Origin of the sequence: Pseudomonas sp. NFX183 (assembly GCF_047943075.1) — a bacterium.
GTDB lineage: Bacteria > Pseudomonadota > Gammaproteobacteria > Pseudomonadales > Pseudomonadaceae > Aquipseudomonas.
Genome location: NZ_CP181333.1, coordinates 5450103 through 5468747, shown reverse-complemented (window position 1 = coordinate 5468747; position 18645 = coordinate 5450103). Strand labels below are relative to the sequence as shown.

Annotated in this window: 15 protein-coding genes; 13 read left to right on the top strand and 2 right to left on the bottom strand. The window is 59.5% G+C overall.

The window, feature by feature from the left end:
* Window position 1: 1 nt before the first annotated feature.
* From ACM530_RS25660 to ACM530_RS25630, 7 genes are all read left to right on the top strand, one after another.
* On the top strand, window positions 2–1843 hold the full coding sequence (locus ACM530_RS25660; protein ID WP_416363483.1) for an ABC transporter ATP-binding protein: 1842 nt from the start codon (window positions 2–4) through the stop codon (window positions 1841–1843).
* Window positions 1840–2148 carry a (2Fe-2S)-binding protein gene (locus ACM530_RS25655; RefSeq protein WP_404488299.1) on the top strand — a complete coding sequence of 103 codons (309 nt, stop codon included), beginning with the start codon at window positions 1840–1842 and terminating at the stop codon, window positions 2146–2148. The genes ACM530_RS25660 and ACM530_RS25655 overlap by 4 nt, the downstream gene beginning before the upstream one ends.
* On the top strand, window positions 2130–3509 hold the full coding sequence (locus tag ACM530_RS25650; protein ID WP_017478863.1) for an NAD(P)/FAD-dependent oxidoreductase: 1380 nt from the start codon (window positions 2130–2132) through the stop codon (window positions 3507–3509). The genes ACM530_RS25655 and ACM530_RS25650 overlap by 19 nt, the downstream gene beginning before the upstream one ends.
* The gene (locus tag ACM530_RS25645) at window positions 3506–4660 is read left to right on the top strand and encodes an NAD(P)/FAD-dependent oxidoreductase (RefSeq protein ID WP_369302867.1); all 1155 of its coding nucleotides are present in this window, start codon (window positions 3506–3508) and stop codon (window positions 4658–4660) included. Before ACM530_RS25650 ends, ACM530_RS25645 begins: the two co-directional genes overlap by 4 nt.
* Complete coding sequence (argE, locus tag ACM530_RS25640) at window positions 4657–5814, top strand: acetylornithine deacetylase (RefSeq protein WP_416363482.1); 1158 nt, start codon at window positions 4657–4659, stop codon at window positions 5812–5814. Before ACM530_RS25645 ends, argE begins: the two co-directional genes overlap by 4 nt.
* Before the next feature lie 117 nt (window positions 5815–5931).
* Complete coding sequence (locus ACM530_RS25635) at window positions 5932–7392, top strand: NAD-dependent succinate-semialdehyde dehydrogenase (protein WP_416363481.1); 1461 nt, start codon at window positions 5932–5934, stop codon at window positions 7390–7392.
* Between the two features lie 20 nt (window positions 7393–7412).
* The gene (locus tag ACM530_RS25630) at window positions 7413–8498 is read left to right on the top strand and encodes a tartrate dehydrogenase (RefSeq protein ID WP_416363480.1); all 1086 of its coding nucleotides are present in this window, start codon (window positions 7413–7415) and stop codon (window positions 8496–8498) included.
* A 315-nt stretch (window positions 8499–8813) separates the two neighbouring features.
* Here the strand turns inward: ACM530_RS25630 and ACM530_RS25625 are convergent, their stop codons facing one another.
* Entirely contained in the window at window positions 8814–9740 is a 927-nt protein-coding gene (locus tag ACM530_RS25625; protein WP_145160758.1) for a 2-hydroxyacid dehydrogenase, read from the bottom strand.
* A 194-nt stretch (window positions 9741–9934) separates the two neighbouring features.
* Here ACM530_RS25625 and gabT point away from each other — a divergent pair, with 194 nt between their 5' ends.
* The 6 genes from gabT (at window position 9935) to ACM530_RS25595 (ending at window position 16196) form a co-directional block, all read left to right on the top strand.
* Complete coding sequence (gene gabT, locus ACM530_RS25620) at window positions 9935–11227, top strand: 4-aminobutyrate--2-oxoglutarate transaminase (protein ID WP_416363479.1); 1293 nt, start codon at window positions 9935–9937, stop codon at window positions 11225–11227.
* Between the two features lie 48 nt (window positions 11228–11275).
* A complete protein-coding gene (locus ACM530_RS25615; RefSeq protein ID WP_369302871.1) occupies window positions 11276–11920 on the top strand; it encodes a 2-haloalkanoic acid dehalogenase in 645 nt (214 codons plus the stop codon).
* A 45-nt stretch (window positions 11921–11965) separates the two neighbouring features.
* Complete coding sequence (locus tag ACM530_RS25610; protein WP_010449292.1) at window positions 11966–12454, top strand: Lrp/AsnC family transcriptional regulator; 489 nt, start codon at window positions 11966–11968, stop codon at window positions 12452–12454.
* Window positions 12455–13555: 1101 nt separating this feature from the next.
* Window positions 13556–14706 (top strand): IS3 family transposase gene (locus ACM530_RS25605; RefSeq protein WP_104502081.1). Its coding sequence is split into 2 segments (ribosomal slippage): window positions 13556–13790 and window positions 13790–14706, totalling 1152 coding nucleotides; the frame shifts between segments, so codons are not numbered across the junction.
* On the top strand, window positions 14699–15265 hold the full coding sequence (locus ACM530_RS25600; RefSeq protein ID WP_416363478.1) for a hypothetical protein: 567 nt from the start codon (window positions 14699–14701) through the stop codon (window positions 15263–15265). The genes ACM530_RS25605 and ACM530_RS25600 overlap by 8 nt, the downstream gene beginning before the upstream one ends.
* Before the next feature lie 724 nt (window positions 15266–15989).
* Window positions 15990–16196, top strand: coding sequence for a hypothetical protein (locus tag ACM530_RS25595; protein ID WP_416363477.1), 207 nt, complete (start codon window positions 15990–15992; stop codon window positions 16194–16196).
* A 1626-nt stretch (window positions 16197–17822) separates the two neighbouring features.
* Here ACM530_RS25595 and ACM530_RS25590 read toward each other — a convergent pair.
* A complete protein-coding gene (locus ACM530_RS25590; protein WP_416363476.1) occupies window positions 17823–18572 on the bottom strand; it encodes an SDR family NAD(P)-dependent oxidoreductase in 750 nt (249 codons plus the stop codon).
* Window positions 18573–18645: the final 73 nt, after the last annotated feature.

Genomic DNA, 18645 nt, shown 5'->3' with positions numbered 1-18645 from the left:
AATGACCCAATTGATTCGCGTCGAAGACTTGCGTGTCGTTGCTGGAGACGAGCGCGGCGAGGTGGAAATCGTCAAAGGCGTGAGCTTTTCCCTTGAAAAAGGTGAAGTGCTGGCGCTGATTGGCGAGTCCGGCTCGGGCAAGACCACCATCGCCCTGGCGTTGCTCGGCTATGCACGGCGCGGCTGTCGCCTGTCCGGCGGGGTGGTGCAGGTCGGTGAACACGACATGCTTGCCTTGAGCGAAAAACAGCTGCAGGGCCTGCGCGGCAATCGCGTGTCCTATATCGCCCAAAGCGCCGCAGCGGCTTTCAACCCGGCCAAGAAACTCATCGACCAAGTGGTGGAAGGCGCGTTGATTCATGGCCTGGGCACCCGGGTCGAGCTGGAAGCCAAGGCCATCGGCTTGTTTCGCGACCTGGCCCTGCCCAATCCCGAACGCATTGGCCGGCGTTACCCGCATCAAGTCTCCGGCGGGCAACTGCAGCGGGTGATGGCGGCGATGGCGCTGATCAGCGACCCGGTGCTGGTCGTACTCGACGAGCCGACCACGGCCCTGGACGTGACCACCCAGATCGATGTGTTGCGCGCGTTCAAACGCGTGGTGCGCGAGCGTGGCGCCACGGCGGTGTATGTGTCCCACGACCTGGCGGTGGTTGCGCAAATGGCCGACCAGATCGTGGTGCTCAACGCTGGGCAAATCCTCGAACAGAGCGCCACCGCGCCGCTGCTCAAGACCCCTGCCCACGAATACACCCGCAGTTTGCTGGCCGCCGCACGGCCCGACACGACCATCCGCCCGCCCAGCGGGATTGCCGAAGACGTGCCGCTGCTGACCATCAGCGGCCTCACCGCCGGCTACGGCAACAAGAACATGCAAGGCATGCCGGCGATTCGGGTGCTGGAAGATATCGACCTGACCGTGCGTCGTGGCCAGGCCATCGGTGTGATCGGTGAGTCGGGCTCCGGCAAGTCCACCTTGGCGCGTGTGGTCGCGGGGCTGTTGACCCCGGCCCTGGGGGGGCTGACGTTCGATGGCCAGCCGCTGGGCGGCCACCTGTCTAAGCGCACGCCGGAGCAGTTCCGGCGGATCCAGATGGTGTTCCAGAACGCCGACACCGCGCTTAACCCGATGCACAGCGTGGCGACCATCCTCAGCCGCCCGCTGAAGATGTATTTCGGTCTCAAGGGCGCTGCCTTGAAGGCGCGCGTCGGTGAGTTGCTGGACCTGGTGCGCCTGCCGCGCACCCTGGCTGAACGTCGTCCCAACGAGCTGTCCGGCGGGCAAAAGCAGCGGGTCAATCTGGCCCGCGCGCTGGCGGCCAAGCCCGACCTGATCCTGTGTGATGAAGTGACCTCGGCCCTCGACACGGTGGTGGGCGCGGCGATCCTCGAACTGTTGCGGGACCTGCGCCAGCAACTGGGGGTGTCGTACCTGTTTATCAGCCATGACATCTCCACCGTGCGTGCGTTGTGCGATGACATTGTGGTGATGTACAGCGGCCACAAGGTGCAGGCCGGCAACCGCCAGTCGTTTGCCGAGCCACCGTTCCACCCCTACACCGACCTGCTGATTCACTCGGTGCCCGAGTTGCGCCAGGGCTGGCTGGAAACCTGCGGCACCACGTGCGAAACGCTGCCAGCGATTGGCGAGCGGGCCAATGTGCCGGAGCTGTGCACCTTCCTCAATCGCTGCCCGGTACGCGTCGACGGCCTGTGCAACCGCACTGCGCCGAGTCGCCGAGCCCTCGACAACGGCGGTGAAATCCTTTGCCACCACGACAGCGCCCAGTTGCTGAATACCCAGCGGGGCGTCACCACCAACAGCTTGGGAGCCTATGCATGAAGGGGCGTTTTGTGAGGTTGGCCGAACAGGGCCGGCCGACGGTCAGCCTGACCGTGGATGGTGCAGCCATCGAGGCTTTGCAGGGCGACACCTTGATGGTGGCGCTGCTGACCCAGGGCAATGCGCTGCGCCAGTCGGAATTCGACAGCGGGCGCCGCGCCGGTTTCTGCCTGATGGGCGCGTGCCAGGACTGCTGGATATGGACCCGCAGCGGTGAACGCCTGCGTGCCTGCTCCAATGAAGTCCGTGACGGGCTGGACATCGTTACCACACAACCGGAGGCGACATGGCCACTGCACGGGTAGTTATTGTGGGCGCCGGACCTGCCGGGGTGCGCTGCGCCGAAACCCTGTTGGCGGCGGGTATCAAGCCGATCCTGATTGATGAAAATCGCCGTGACGGTGGCCAGATCTACCGCCGCCAGCCCGACGGGTTCACCCGCGACTACACCACCTTGTACGGCAGCGAGGCTGCCAAGGCCCAGGACCTGCACCAGAGTTTCGATCGCCTGCGCGGCGCCATTGACTACCGCCCCGACACCCTGGTGTGGAACCTCACGCCGGGGCAACTGTGCTGCGTGAGCCAGGGCCGCCATACCACCGTGGAGTATGACGCACTGATCCTGTGCACCGGCGCCACCGACCGCTTGATGCCTGTCGAGGGTTGGCAACTGGCGGGCACCTATAGCTTGGGCGGGGCGCAGATCGCCTTGAAAAACCAGGCCGTGTCCATCGGTCATCGCGTGGTGTTCATGGGCAGCGGGCCGTTGCTGTACCTGGTTGCCAGCCAATACGTGAAGGCCGGCGCCGAGGTGGCGGCCGTGCTTGATACCTCGCCACTGAGCCTGCGCCTGAAAGCCATGCCCAAACTGTTGGCGCGGCCTGGCGTGCTGTTCACCGGGATCAAGCTGCTGGCGCAACTGTACCGTGCCAAGGTGGCGGTGCACCTGGGGATCAAGCCGCTGCAAGTCATGGGCGACGCCGCCAAGGGTGTAATGGGCGTGCGGTTCACCACGGGCAGTGGGCGGGTGGTCACGGTGCAGGCGGACGCCGTTGCGCTGGGTTATCACCTGCGCCCCGAGACGCAATTGGGCGATCTGGCCGGGTGCGCCATGGCGTTTGATCAAGCCTCCAGCCAATGGTGGCTGGCCACCGATGACGCCGGACGCACCTCGGTGAAGGGCGTGTATGCAGCCGGTGACGGTTCGAAGATTCGCGGCGCGGATGCCGCCGAGCACGCCGGGCGCCTGGTGGCGTTGGCACTGCTGGAAGACCAGCAACAACCGGTGGACACCGGCTTGCGTGATGAACAACAACAGGCCTTGGCAGTGATGGACCAGTTCCGCCTCGGCCTGGCCCAGGCGTTCCCTTGGCCCAGTGAACAGGCCAGGGCCCTGCCAGACAGCGCCATCGTGTGCCGCTGCGAGATGATCAGTGCCGGCGAGTTGCGCCGCACGGTGAAGGAGAAGGGCGCCTGCGAGGTCAATCGCGCCAAGGCGTTCAGCCGCGTGGGCATGGGCCGTTGCCAGGGGCGTTATTGCTCCCAGGCCGGGGCTGAAGTGATCGCCGCCGCTGCCGGCGTGCAGGTCCAGGAGGTGGGGCGCCAGCGCGGCCAGGCGCCGGTCAAACCCTTGTCGATGCTGATCACCGAGGAGGTGCCTTCATGAGTGTACAAAAAGCCGATGTAGTGATTGTCGGTGGCGGCGTGATGGGCTCGGCCACCGCGTTTTTTCTGCGGCGTCGGGGGCTGTCGGTGATCCTGCTGGAGCGCGACCAGATCGGCCAGTACGCCAGTGGCGTCAACTTCGGCAACGTGCGCCGGCAAGGGCGCTTCCTTGGTCAACTGGCCCTGGCCAACCGCTCCTGGGCGCTGTGGAAGCGCCTGCCGGAACTGATCGATGATGACCTGGAGTTCATTCCCAGTGGCCACATGCGCGTGTGTTATCGCGAAGATGAAATCGCCGAGCTGGAAGCCTACGCGACCGCGCCGGAAGCTGAACAGCTGGACCTGAAAATTTATCGTGGCGCCGAGCTGCATCAACGCTTCGGCTTCCTCGGCCCGGACGTCAAGGGCGGCTCCTATGCGCCCCACGATGGCCACGCCAACCCGCGCCTGGCCGCACCAGCCTTTGCCCGGGCTGCACGACGCCTGGGGGCGCAAATTGAAGAACGCACTGAAGTCGCTGAGGTGCAGAAGGTCGGCGCTGACTTTCATGTCTCCACCACCGACGGTCGCCAGTTCCACGCCGCGCAACTGTTGATCACCGCCGGCGCCTGGGGTCAGAAACTCTCGGCGCAGTTCGGTGAACCGGTACCGCTGGACACCCACGGCCCGCAAATGGCGGTGACCGAGCCGGTGCCCTACGCATTGCCGACAGTGATCGGCGTCTACACCAAGATCCCGGAAGAAGTGATCTACTTCCGTCAGATTCCCCGGGGCAATATCGTCATCGGCGGCGGTTACCGTAGCAAGCCCGACATGCTCAACCGCCGTGCCTATGTGGAACCGCGCAGCATCCTCAACCAAGTCAGCCAGATGCGCCGCCTGCTGCCGGGCGTGGGTAACCTGAATATCATCCGCGTGTGGAGCGGCATCGAAGGCTACCTGCCGGACTCGCTGCCGGTGATGGGCGCCAGCGGCACCGTCGACGGCCTGTTTTATGCCTTCGGTTTTTGCGGCCACGGCTTCCAGCTCGGCCCGGGCGTCGGCGATGTGATGGCCGAACTGCTTGGCACCGGGAGCACCAGTACCCCGATCGAACCGTTCTCCATCACCCGGTTCGCCCCACCTGTCGAGCAACGGAGCCAAGCCTCATGAAACCCCGGGTTCTCGAGATTCTCAAACAGCTGATGGCTTTCGACACCGTGTCGTCGGAATCCAACCTGGCCCTGATCGACTACGTGCGCGACCTGCTGCTGACCAAAGGCATCGAGTCGCTGATCGTCAAAGACCAGAGCGGCAAGAAGGCCAACCTGTTCGCCAGCACCGGGCCCAAGGAGCAGCCAGGAGTGTTGCTGTCCGGGCACACCGACGTGGTACCGGCAGCGGGGCAGGCCTGGACCTTTCCCGCCTTCGCCGCCACCGTGCAGAACGGGCGCATCTATGGGCGCGGCAGTTGCGACATGAAGGGCTTTATCGCCCTGGCCATCGACGCCATGCTGGATGCCGCCGACCACCGCCTGAACCGCCCGCTGCAACTGGCCCTTTCCCATGACGAAGAGATCGGTTGCGTCGGCGTACGGCGCCTGCTCGACGTGCTGCACCTGGCGCCGGCGCGGCCGTTTCTGTGCGTGATCGGAGAACCCACCAACATGCAGTTTGTGCTGGGCCACAAGGGCAAGGGCTCTTACCGCACGTATTGCCGGGGCCAGGAAGCCCATTCGTCCCTGGCGCCACGCTCGGTCAATGCGATTCATGTGGCGTGCGACTTTATCGCTGCCCTGCGCGAGAGCCAGCAGCAACTGCAACGCCATGGCGCACAGGACAGCGACTACGACGTGCCCTACAGCACCGTGCATGTGGGGCAGATCATCGGCGGCAAGGCGCTGAATATCGTGCCTAACCTGTGCACCCTGGATTTCGAAGTGCGCAACCTGCCGGCCGACGATCTGGAGCAATTCCTGGAGCAGATGCGCGAGCGCGCTGAAGTGATCGTGCGCGAGGCACAGAAGTTGTCCAGCGTGGCGGCCATCGAGATCGAAACCGTCAACGTGTATCCCGGCCTCGACACCCACCCCAGTGTAGAAGCCGTGCGTTTTCTCAAGCAATTCGCCGCGCCAGGCACCGGCACTTCCAAGGTCTCGTTCGGTACCGAGGGCGGCCTGTTCAAGCAGCGCCTGGATGTGCCGGTGGTGGTGTGCGGGCCGGGTTCGATCGAGCAGGCGCACAAGCCCGACGAGTTTATCGAGATCAGCCAAATGGACGCCGGCGAGCGCTTTTTGCAAGGTTTGCTGGGTTCGCTTACGGTCTAGCAGAGCCTGCCGTCCTGGGGCCAATTTCAGCACGGGACGCTGCTTAATCTGCGCTTTCGGCATCCTGATTCGCGGCACCTCCCTAGACTGGAGCGTGTCTCGGATCAGGACTCGACCATGCTCAATAATCGCTTGCAAGACCCCAGCCTCCTGGCTGAACTCGCCTATGTGGATGGCCAGTGGATCGCTGCCGACAGCGGCGCCACCCTGGACATCCGCGACCCTGCCACCGGCCACCTGCTGGCGCGGGTGCCGGCCATGGACGCCGTGGATACCCACCGCGCCATCGCCGCCGCCGAAAGGGCCTGGCCCGCCTGGCGCGCACGCCCGGCAGCAGAGCGTGCGGCACTGCTGGAACGTTGGTTCCAGGCCATGCTCGACAACCTCGATGACCTGGCGCTGATCATGACCTGGGAACAGGGCAAGCCGCTCGCTGAAGCCAAGGGCGAGATTCGCTACGGTGCCGGTTTCGTCAAATGGTTCGCCGAGGAAGCGCGCCGGGTCTATGGCGAAACCATGCCGGCGCCCAGCGGCGACCGACGCCTGCTGACCCTCAAGCAGCCGGTGGGCGTGTGCGCTGCCATTACGCCGTGGAACTTCCCCAACGCGATGATCACCCGCAAATGCGCACCGGCGTTAGCCGCTGGTTGCCCGATCATCGTCAAGCCGTCGGACCTTACCCCGTTGTCGGCATTGGCCCTGGCGGTGCTGGCTGAGCGAGTCGGCATTCCGGCCGGGGTGTTCAACGTGATCACCGGGTTGCCTGCCGGCATCGGCGAGGCGCTGACCGGCAACCCGGCGGTGCGCAAGATCTCCTTTACCGGTTCCACCGCCGTTGGCCGCTTGCTGATGCGCCAGAGCGCCGAGCACATCAAGCGCCTGAGCCTGGAGCTGGGCGGCAATGCGCCGTTTGTCGTATTTGACGACGCCGACCTGGAGAAGGCCGTGGCCGGGGTGATGCTCAGCAAGTTCCGCAATGCCGGGCAAACCTGCGTGTGCGCCAACCGCATCCTGGTACAGGCCGGTATCTACGCGCGTTTCGCCGCGCGCCTGGTGGAGGAGGTGAGCAAGCTCAAGGTCGGTAACGGTCTGGAGGAGGGCGTGACCATCGGCCCGCTGATCAACCCGGCGGCGGTGAACAAGGTCGCACGGCATATCGACGATGCCCTGAGCCAGGGCGCGAAGCTGTTGTGTGGCGCGATCCCCACGGGTGACAGCCAGTTTGTGCAGCCCACGGTGCTGAGTGACGCCCACGCCGGCATGTTGCTGGCCAATGAAGAAACCTTCGGCCCGGTGGCCCCGCTGATGCGCTTTACGGATGAAGCCGAGGCGCTGGCCCTGGCCAATGCCACGCCGTATGGCCTGGGCGCCTACTATTTCACCCAGGACCTGCAGCGCTCGTGGCGTTTTGGCGAGGCGTTGGAGTTCGGCATGGTCGGGCTCAACACCGGGATCATCTCCATGGAAGTGGCGCCGTTTGGCGGTATCAAACAATCGGGCCTGGGCCGTGAAGGCAGCAAATATGGCCTGGATGAGTACCTTGAAGTCAAAGCCTTCCACATCGGCGGGCTCAACTGAATTCCCACGAGGCATGCACCATGAGCAAGGCATTCAGAATCGCCGCGATTGCCGGCGATGGCATTGGCAAGGAAGTGCTGCCCGAAGGGCTGCGGGTACTGGAACGGGCGGCCAGTCTCTGGAACTTGAACCTGAGCATCGAGGTGCTCGACTGGGCCCACTGCGATTACTACTTAGAGCACGGGCAGATGATGCCTGAGGACTGGTTTGAGCAGCTCAAGGGCTTTGACGCGATTTATTTCGGCGCCGTAGGCTGGCCGGACAAGGTGCCTGACCATATTTCCCTGTGGGGCTCGTTGCTCAAGTTCCGCCGCGACTTCGACCAGTACGTGAACATCCGCCCGGTGCGGCTGTTCCCTGGGGTTCCGTGCCCCTTGGCCGGGCGCGAGCCGGGGGACATCGATTTTGTGGTGATCCGCGAAAACACCGAGGGCGAATATTCGTCAGTGGGCGGCAAGATGTTCGAGGGCACCGAGCATGAATTCGTGCTGCAGGAGTCGGTATTCACCCGGCGCGGCGTCGACCGCATCCTCAAGTTTGCCTTCGACCTGGCCCAGTCCCGCCCGCGCAAGAAGCTCACGGCGGCGACCAAGTCCAATGGCATTTCCATCAGCATGCCCTACTGGGATGAGCGCACCGCATTGATGGCCGCCAACTACCCCGAAGTGAGCTGGGACAAGCAGCACATCGACATCCTGTGCGCGCGGTTTGTGCTGCAACCGGACCGGTTTGATGTGGTGGTGGCGTCGAACCTGTTCGGTGACATCCTCTCCGACCTCGGGCCGGCGTGCGCCGGGACGATCGGTATTGCGCCGTCGGCCAACCTCGACCCCGAGCGGCGCTTTCCGTCATTGTTCGAGCCGGTGCACGGTTCGGCCCCGGATATTTATGGGCAGAACATTGCAAATCCCATAGCGATGATCTGGTCGGGGGCGTTGATGCTGGATTTCCTTGGCAATGGGGAGGCGCGGTATCGGGCGGCCCATGACGGGATCTTGCGGGCGATTGAGGCGGTCATTGCCGAGGGCGTGGTAACGCCAGATCTGGGCGGGAAGGGCTCTACTCAGGATGTCGGGCTGGCGATTGCCCAAAGGCTTCAGATCTAAAGCGAGCAAGCTCGAAAATGTGGGAGCGGGCTTGCTCGCGAATGCAGGGGGCAGTTGAAATATCTTTGGCTGACACCCCGCATTCGATTGATCTGGCGCCGGGGCACGGTATCGCAGAGTTTGAACAGTTTTGTGCGGTTGCTGGAGGAGCGCGGCCTGGCACTAACACCGTAGCAGCTGCCGAGCCCCAGCGAAGCTGCGATGACGTCGGCACAATCGACATCGATGTTGCGTGACCCACCGCTATCGCGGCCTCGCTAAAGCTCGACGGCTCCCACATCAAGACAGGTTCTCCCGCATTTGGATCTCCACGCGTCAATAACCCTTGCGCCGATCCACCTCACCCACCATCTGTTCCCCACGTTCATAACGCCGGATATTCTCCAGCAACACCCCAAACGCACTCGCCGGCTGGGTCATCGCTGCGATATGGGGCGTCAGCACAATCTGCGGGTGATCCCAGAATCGATGATCCGCTGGCGCAGGTTCCTCCTGCAGCACATCCAGCACTGCACCGCTCAGTTGCCCACTGCCCAATGCCTCCAGCAAGTCTTCCTCCACCAGGTGCCCGCCACGGCCCATGTTGATCAGCGCCGCCCCACGCGGTAACTGTGCAAACAGCTGCCGGTCGAGAATGCCTTGGGTCTGCTCGGTCAACGGCAGCACACACAACAGAATATCGCACTGGCTGAGAAACGACGGCAATTGGTGTTCACCGGCGTAGCAGTCCACACCTGGCAACTGATGAGCACTGCGCGCCCAGCCCGACAGCGCAAACCCCAACGGCGCCAACGTTGCCAGAATCTGCTGGGCCTGGGTGCCCAAGCCCATCACGCCGACCCTACGATTCACGGCCGGTTGCAACAGGTGTGCCTGCCAGCAGCGCGCTGCTTGCTGCTGGCGGTAACGCAACATATCGCGGTGCAGGCTGAGCACCGCCCAACTGGCGTATTCGCACATGCCGCGGGTGATGCCCGGGTCGAGCAGGCGCACCACGGGCAGGCCGGGCGGGAGGCGGGAGAGGTCCAGTTGGTCGACCCCGGCCGACAAAGCAAACAGCACTTTCAGGTTGGGCAGTAATTGCATGAGGTTGTCGGGCGCCTGCCAGGCGGCCAGGTAGTCCACGTCTTCGGCATTACCGATGTCGGGCCAGGCGCGCCATTCAATCTGCGGCGCGTGTGCGGCGAACAGTGCCTGCCAATGTTGGCCGCGCACCGGGTCAGCTTTGTAGAGCAAGGCCATGGGCATTTCCTGCAGGGTTTGGGTAGCCCTCATCATCCCCCAAGCCCGGCGCAGGATCTGTTGAAAGGTGGGGGCAAAACAGTCGATCCGAATTTCTCACGGGCCAAGTTCGGCGTAGTTGGTTGCCTGCAAGCCTTACTCTGAACCACATCGCAACCACTTTCCGGGTTGCTGCATTCACGATGGGAACTGCCATGAATAGCAAGGTCGACGAAACCCCTCATTTGCTCCGTCAGCGCGATCAATTCGTTCCCCGTGGCCTGGTGACCGCTCACCCGCTGGTGATCGACCGTGCCCAGGGCGCCGAGTTGTGGGACGTGGATGGCAAGCGTTACCTGGACTTCGTCGGCGGGATCGGCGTGCTGAACATCGGGCATAACCATCCCAAGGTGGTGGCTGCGGTGCAGGCCCAGTTGCAGAAGGTCTCCCACGCCTGCTTCCAGGTGGTGGCCTACCAGCCATACCTCGACCTGGCACAGCGGCTGTGCGAAATGGTCGGCGGGCAGGAAGCCTATAAGGCCGCGTTTTTCACCTCCGGCGCCGAGGCTGTGGAAAATGCGGTGAAGATCGCCCGCGCCTACACCAATCGCTCGGCGGTGATCGCCTTTCGGGGCGGCTTCCATGGTCGTACGCTGCTTGGCACCACGCTCACCGGTATGAGCCAACCCTACAAACAGAACTTCGGGCCGTTTGCACCGGAGGTGTTCCACACGCCGTATCCGAATGCTTATCGCGGGGTGACCAGCGAGCTGGCACTCAAAGCCCTGGATGAACTGCTGGCGACCCAGGTGGCGCCAGAGAGGATCGCGGCAATCATCATCGAACCGGTGCAGGGTGACGGCGGCTTCCTTGCCGCGCCTGTGGAGTTTCTCCAGGCACTGCGTGCGTTGGCGGACAAGCACGGCATCGTGTTGATCCTGGATGAGATTCAGACCGGTTTCGGCCGTACCGGGACCTGGTTCGGCTACCAGCATGCGGGCATCCAGCCTGACCTGGTCACCGTGGCCAAGAGCCTGGCCGGTGGCTTGCCGTTGTCCGGTGTAGTCGGCAAGGCGCACATCATGGATGCACCGCTGCCTGGCGGCCTGGGCGGAACCTACGGCGGTAATGCGTTGGCGTGCGCGGCGGCACTGGCGGTGATCAGCGCGTTCGAGCAGGAGCAACTGCTCGAACGCGGCCAACGGCTGGGCGAACGCCTGCGCCGAGGCCTGCTTGGTTTGCAGGCGCGCTACCCGCGTATCGGTGATGTGCGCGGCACCGGCTTCATGTTGGCGATCGAGCTGATCCAGGATGACCCGGCGCGCACGCCGGATGCCGACCTCAACCAACGGCTGATCGATGAAGTCCGCGCTGGCGGGTTGCTGGTGATCAAATGCGGCGTGCATCGCAACGTGCTGCGCTTTCTCGCGCCGTTGGTGGCCACCGAGGCCCAGGTCGACGAAGCCTTGCAGATACTCGACGGCGCCTTGGCACGGGTCTTGAACTGAGCCTGTGCTTGTTCAGGGTGGACTGCATCATTGGAGACTTGACCCCACATGGGACTGACAGATTATCGAGCGCTGCTGATCGATTGCGATGAAGTGCTGGTGGACCGCGACTCGGGTGTGTTGGCCGCCTTGCAACCGCTGCTCGACAGCCGTAGCGGGCAGCCGCCCAGGGAGCAGGTGCTGGCCGAGTACAACACGGTGGTCGCGAATCTCTACCCGCGCTTCGCCGAGTTGGGCTTCAGTGGCCTGCTGTGTTTTGCCCACCGCCAACTCGCCGAACGCTGGGGGCTCCACGCCAGTTGGGAGGAGGGCATGAGCTTTGCCCGCAGCGTCGGCAGTTGGGCGCTGTTCGAGGATGCACCGGGGGCTATGCTGTATTTGCGCAAGTTCTATCGGCTACTGGTGCGTGGCGACCGTGACGCAGAGGATCGTGGTGTGTTGTGTGAGCGGCTGGGTATTGCACCGGAAGATTTCATTTCCCTGGCCGATGACCTGCAATGGCTCAGCGAGCAAGCGGAGGATGTGCATCCCGTGCTGCATGTGACACGACCGTCGGTCGCGGCGCACGGGAGGCTGGACCGCTGTTTGATCGGCCGCCAGCGGCCCCGGCAGCCTTCGCGGTGCGCGGCGGATTACTGCATCAGCAGCATGGCGGATCTGGTGGCTCAGCATCAGCTGTCTTTACGGCGCTGATTTTGCTAGAAGATTGTCTTACAAACGGCAGTCAAGAGGTACGCAATGGAAGGGCAAGTGAAACTGGACCGGATCGATATCAGTATTCTGGTTGAACTGCAAAAGGACGGCCGGATGACCAATGTCAGTCTCGCCGACGCCGTGGGCTTGTCTGCCAGCCCGTGTTTGCAACGGGTCAAGCGGTTGGAGTCGGCGGGGTATATTTCCAGCTACAAGGCGCACTTGAACCTGGCCAAGATTACCGATTCGGTCACGGTGTTCACCGAGATCACCCTCAGCGACCATAAACGCGAAGACTTCGCCAAGTTCGAATCCAATATCCGTCTGGTAGACGAAGTGCTCGAATGCCACCTGATCAGTGGTGGTTACGACTACCTGGTGCGCTTCATGACCCGCAGCATCCAGCATTACCAGGAAGTGGTGGAGAGCCTGCTGGACAAGAACATTGGTATCTCCAAGTATTTCAGCTATATCGTCATCAAGTCGCCCGTGCTCAAGGACGGCGTGCCCCTGCGCAAACTGCTGCGCCACTGAAGTCACCTCCAGCTTGCCAAGTCACCTGCACTGCCGATGAGGAGGCGGTGTGGGGATTGGCGTTGCACCTGACAGTCCACGAAAGCTGGGTGGTCTTGGGTTTCTAAATCAGGTGGTTTGAAGGTTTTCGCAAAACCGATCGACTGCATTTCGACTGAAGCCAATGAGCCGAAGCGCAACGCAGGCTTTCCAACTCATGAAGGGCTCGACCCTCGTTACGCATATTGTCCGCGGCCTTATCAAAAACGGCTTGGAGGAGGGCGCGGATCTGTCGATCTGACACCCCCGCACGGCCATTGAGTGTTTTGATCATAGGCATGCTTTCGTCTTTAGCAGGCAACTCTGGCAATCCCAGAAATCGTCGATAGCGCTTAAGGTAGCGTTCTACGTACACATCCCGCACAGCAATCTTTGCCGCCTTGTTACCTTTACCAACATTGTGATACTACCAGTTTCCCTCTGCATCTAAACGGAAATCGCCCATGGTCGGTTTCCAGTTCTTTCTACCTGCAAGATCGGACACGCGAATGTACATAGCAAAGAGTGTGGGGATAATTCAAAACGGGAAAGCAACGATTTTTAGTGGAGTTAAATACGGAAGTAACACAAAGAACTGGTACGTGCTTTCGGTAAGGAAAAAGCGGGTGGAGAGTTCGGACCTGCGTCTCGAGGGAGTTCGGGCTTAATAGTTTCAAATTCGCGGAGTCACAAGCTAACTAGCGTCGGACTGCGGCACAGGGGGCACGCCGACGCAGAGACTCACGTGGTGTTGATCACCCAGGCGTTGTAGCCCTCAGTCAGTTAACCGTCTAAAGCCAAAGGCATGACATGTAATTTAACAAGTGGGCGATGCCAGATGTTCACAAGCTGCTCGTAAGCCCACTCCGCTGGGCTCAATGCGCTCAAAATGAATGTGCTTGTTCATCGATTAATGTTCATGGACGAGGTTTTCCGCTCGTCTGGTCGATCCGACCTTTGCCAGCTACTTAAGCGGTGGCTGGCGGCGAGGGCCTGAACGGCGGCCCTTTTGTCTAACGTATGAATCGCCCCTAGTTTCGTAGACACCTCCAAGCCTTAAAATGAGGCCCATTAGGAGGTGCCATGAGCAACCAGCGTTATCCCGAAGAATTCAAAATCCAGGCGGTCAAGCAAGTGACCGAAAAGCAGCTTCCTGTCTCGGAGGTGGCTGCACGATTGGGTGTGTCTGTGCACAGCCTCTATGCCTGGGTTAAGCGCTACACCAAGCCTCAGGAACAGCGCGTTGAGGAGGATGATCAGAGCGCTGAGGTTCGTCGTCTACGTGCCGAGCTGAAACGGGTGACGGAGGAGCGAGACATCTTAAAAAAGGCCGCCGCGTACTTTGCCAAGGAGTGCGGCTGAAGTACGCCTTTATTAAGCAGCAAGCGGGTCATTACGCGATTCGACGGCTTTGCCTGACGCTCAAGGTTCATCCCAGCGGCTACTACGCGTGGCTATCAGAACCAAAATCTGCGCGAGCCAAGGACGATCAGCGACTGCTTGGATTGATCAAACACTCCTGGCTGGAAAGCGGTGGCGTTTATGGCTATCGAAAGATCCATGATGACCTGCGAGAGGTTGGTGAGAGCTGTGGCCGTCACCGGGTGGCTAGGTTGATGCGCCTTGAAGGTTTACGTTCTCAGACTGGGTATCGACGGAGGCCTGGAAAATACGGCGGTAAGCCAGCCGTTGCCTCACCGAACTTACTGAAGCGCCAATTCGATGTCAGAGAACCCAACAAAGTTTGGGTCACAGACATTACCTACATCCGAACATATGAAGGCTGGCTGTATTTGGCCGTGGTGCTCGATCTGTTTTCACGCCAGATCATTGGTTGGTCAATGAAGTCGCAGATGACCAGCGACGTAGCCATTGATGCACTGCTGATGGCGGTTTGGAGACGTAAGCCGAAGCAAGAGGTGATGATCCACTCGGATCAAGGCAGTCAGTACAGCAGCTCAGACTGGCGAAGCTTCTTGAAAGCTAACAACCTGGTAGCCAGCATGAGTCGTCGAGGTAATTGCCACGACAACGCTGTGGCGGAGAGCTTTTTCCAGTTGCTGAAGCGGGAACGGATCAAGCGTAAAATCTACACTACACGCCAGGATGCTCGAGATGATGTGTTCGATTACATCGAGATGTTTTACAACCCAAAACGACGCCACAGTTTCAACAATCAGCTGTCACCGGTAGAGTTTGAAAAGCGTTACGCAGCGAGCCTTGAGAGTGTCTAGAAAACCCGGGGCGATTCAGGCATCAGTGGATATCAACACTATATTCCACATGGAAGCCAGTGCTTTTCCGATGACCTTGATGGCGAGCACTCTGTTGCACATGATCAATTTCCTGTTTTTATTTTTCGTCGCCTCAGGCATAGCGTGCTTCGTCTTGGCAGCCCTTTCGGTGATGCAAGGACACCATCATGGTAAAGGGTTCATGCTTATATTCTGCCAAGTTGTAACAGGGCTCGCATTTATAATCATAACCCTATTTTCGCATTTCAGGATTGACAAAGATATTCAGAGGCTTCAAATGATCTACAGGATCGCTCAGTCTGTAGATTTCAATGCGCACTCTCCTTGCGCGAATATCGATAGCTCCACAACAACCATGGTATTTCTGGACGCCGATAAACGCTTGGCTCTTGTTGCTCCAACCCTAGATGAGTTTGCAGGGTTCGAGTGGAGAAAAGTGTCTTATCTGCGCTCGGTGGCTATCCCAGAAGGCTTCAAGACCGTTACGTGTGAATATTCGGCCTTAAGCGAAAACCCGACATCAGTTTGGGTTCAATGAATGGCATCAGTCGAGTACTTTTTTTGACTTAAGCCTAGCCGGTCACTGCATCCACGTCCGGCCAAGCCCTAGAGCTTCAGCTCGCTGCAAGCCGGCGGGGGTTAGCCTATTTCATCAGGGGCTCTTGTTGTACCCCTATCAAGGAAAGATTGGAGTAGGGCGCATCTGCCTGGCAGACAACGTTGACCTTCCTTGTAGACCACTGAGCAAAGCACCTGCCTTGCCCAATCCATAGTTCTCCAGCCTGGTTTCAAAAGCAGGCAAAAAAATTGAGCCTCCATCAAAGAATCAACCCCAGGCGGCGCTGCAAGAAGCGCAGAACCTTGGCCGTGCTCATTGTTTTTTCAATTTATGATTCGACCGTAAAATATTAGCGCTATCACACCATTCAGGCCCTTAGAGATACAACCGCTCAATAGGAATTAAGTACACTTAGTCGACTAATTCTTGTGATGCTTGCCGACTGCTCAGTAATGCATTGATTCCGCAAGAGGATTTAGGGTAATCTATTAAGTATACTTAGTATACCATTGAAGCAATTAACAATATATTGTCTAAGCCTTAGCCTTGAAAAGTTCCATGCTGCGTTTTTAATTGAGATCACTACCCACTGACGAACGATGAAGAACCACCTTGACAAGCTTAGCCGACGTCCTACTCTCAATCCCACGACGCCAATGAGCAGGTTTGCTACATGGCTTCAATAAAGCGGGGAGAAGATCAGATGAAAAATGACCCCAGAGTTGTGCAGGTGGACTACACGGTCATAGATTGTCTGTTCGCCGACGAAGCCCCCTCTGCAGTAGAGCAGAAATACAAACTGGTTACTTATCAAGACTCCAAAGCTGGCGTCCTCCTTAATTATAACCTGGAGCCTATTGGTCCAGACGACCTGAGCGAAACGGATGAGGATGGGCAGCTGCCCAAATAGCTGCTCAAGTATCCCGTTACTCACCATATGACCTTATCTAACCCTGGAGAGCCGTTCCCGGTTGAAACATCAATCTGGAACGGCTTTGGCTGGATGAAAATCGGCGACCAGTGAGATCTACGACCAGGGCACCGAGGGCAGATCATGCACCACGCCCTTCAGTTTGCTGCCCATCCGAACCAAGTGCAGGTACCTCACTTCCGGTCTTTACCTCGGTGGCAGTCAACATGGACGGAGCTACTTCTGACCAGAATGGGACTACGAAGGCGTAGGTGATCTCCGCATTCAGCTTCACCAGCTTGCATGGACGCTCCGCCCAACGTCATGGCCACAATCCGAATCCAGATCATGAGGGAAAAACTTGAGGTGGAGCGCAAACTGCCGCAAATCTTCGTCCGCGACAGGCGCTTCGTTGTAGTGCTCAGCAGCAGCTCTAATAGCCGCGTACGCAGCCCTGTTCCGTTCATTGCTCCCTTCAGCATGAACGCGGGCGTACCAGGTGTCGTGCGACAGTGAGCCGAGCGCAAGTCTCACAACCTCGACAGCGCTTTCCATGTGCGACGAGCTTGCTAAGTGATAAACGATCAGGTTGTCGTCGACTCCTCGCTGGAATGGCGGCGCAATGAAGTCGAGCCATGCAAGACCCACGGACTCTTTGAAAGCTTCGTTACTGGCGATCGCCCGAGGCGACCGCTTCATCTGCATTCTGATGGTAGCTTTCTGGCCGGAGCTAGGAGATACAGAGCGGCTCGGACGCTTACCCCATGGAGCTATTTTCGTGCAGGGAAAAACGAAGAGGAGGGCGGATGTAACGATCATGCACTCGATTTTTCGTTGGCCGGGGCGTCCAGGTTTAGGGGGGGGGCGTCCAGAAGTGGCGAAACGCTGACACCGGCTCTTGGGCACTCAAGGATCATGAAATCAGATGGACTGAGGAGGGCGGTCTTGCTTCGCTGCTTGAGTAGACTTGCGTAGTTTTAAACATCTAACTCCCTAGTCCAGCAAATTAGAGAAAATGTTTATCTTGATTGATTCGATCTTGAGTAATGAATCACAAACGTTATCGCACCAGTCTATGATTCGAGCTGCTCGCACAACCATGTCGTGATCGCCACCGGAGATGCGGACAAATGGAGCCCACTTAGGATTTGGTATCACGCTCTTAATTTCCACATGCAGCCTTGCCTGGGCATACCTAGTCGTCCAGCTAGCAGGCGGCGAAAGACAAAACTCGTAAAACTCCCGACCATCTATTTCAAAAGGTTAGGTGCGGCGCAGACAGAGGTCTTAACATTTTTCCGTTTTGGTTCCGACAGGCTTGGACACAATAAAAATGACCCCAAACCCCTTACCATTCCGTTCTGGATTCGACAGTGGTCGGCCGTAACTCAGGTTGCGCATGAACTGTCGAGGGCAAGGCATTGGGAAAGGGCTGTTTCCGGTGACGCGACAGAATTCCGTTTTTGTTTCAACGCTCACACCAGGCGTTGTAGCCCTCAGTCAGTTAACCGTCTAAAGCCAAAGGCATGACATATAATTTAACATAATATACATTATGCGTAATATCATGTTACATAATCAAGGGCAGTGCCCGTTAGATTTCAACGGGCAAAACCCCTATTGGCTTCAAACCTGAGCAAACCCTCCATCCACGAACATTTCACTGCCGGTCATGAAGCTGCTTTCATCCGATGCCAGAAATAACGCTGCAGCCGCAACTTCTTCTGCCTGGCCGATGCGCCCCAGGGGAACCTGTGCAGTCATGCCGTCAATGATCGCATCCTTCTGACCAGTGCCTGACAACGCCAGGTCCAGGCCAGGCGTCGCGATCGGTCCGGGCGAAAGTACGTTGACGCGAATGCCGGTGCCTTTGAGGTCCAGCGCCCAGCTTCTGGCGAAATTACGCAGCGCGGCCTTAGTGGCGCTATACACGCTGAACGCCGGTGTGCCCATGGTGCCTGTGGTTGAACCCGTCAAGATTACCGAGCCTCCGGCGCCCATCAATGCCAAGGCCTTTTGCACGGTGAACAAGGTGCCTTTGACGTTGATGCCGAACGTACGGTCAAACGATTCCTCCGTGATCGATCCAATCGGCTGGAAATCCCCCAGGCCCGCATTGGCGAACAACACGTCAATTCGGCCTTTTGCAGCTTTGACTTGTGTGAAGATGCGATCCAGGTCGTCCAGGTTTGAAATATCGCCCTGAATGGCAATGGCTTCAGGGCCGATCAGGCGTAGCGCATTGTCCAATTCCTGCTGCCGGCGCCCCACAATCACCACCTGTGCGCCTTCGGTTGCGAAGCGAATGGCGGTTGCCAGGCCGATGCCACTGTTGCCGCCGGTGATCACTGCAATTTTTCCGTTGAGCCTGCTCATGGTGAACTCCCAAGAATGTTGAGGCTCGACTCTAGATCCAGGCTATTCTTTTGAATAGTATGCACCTTTTAGT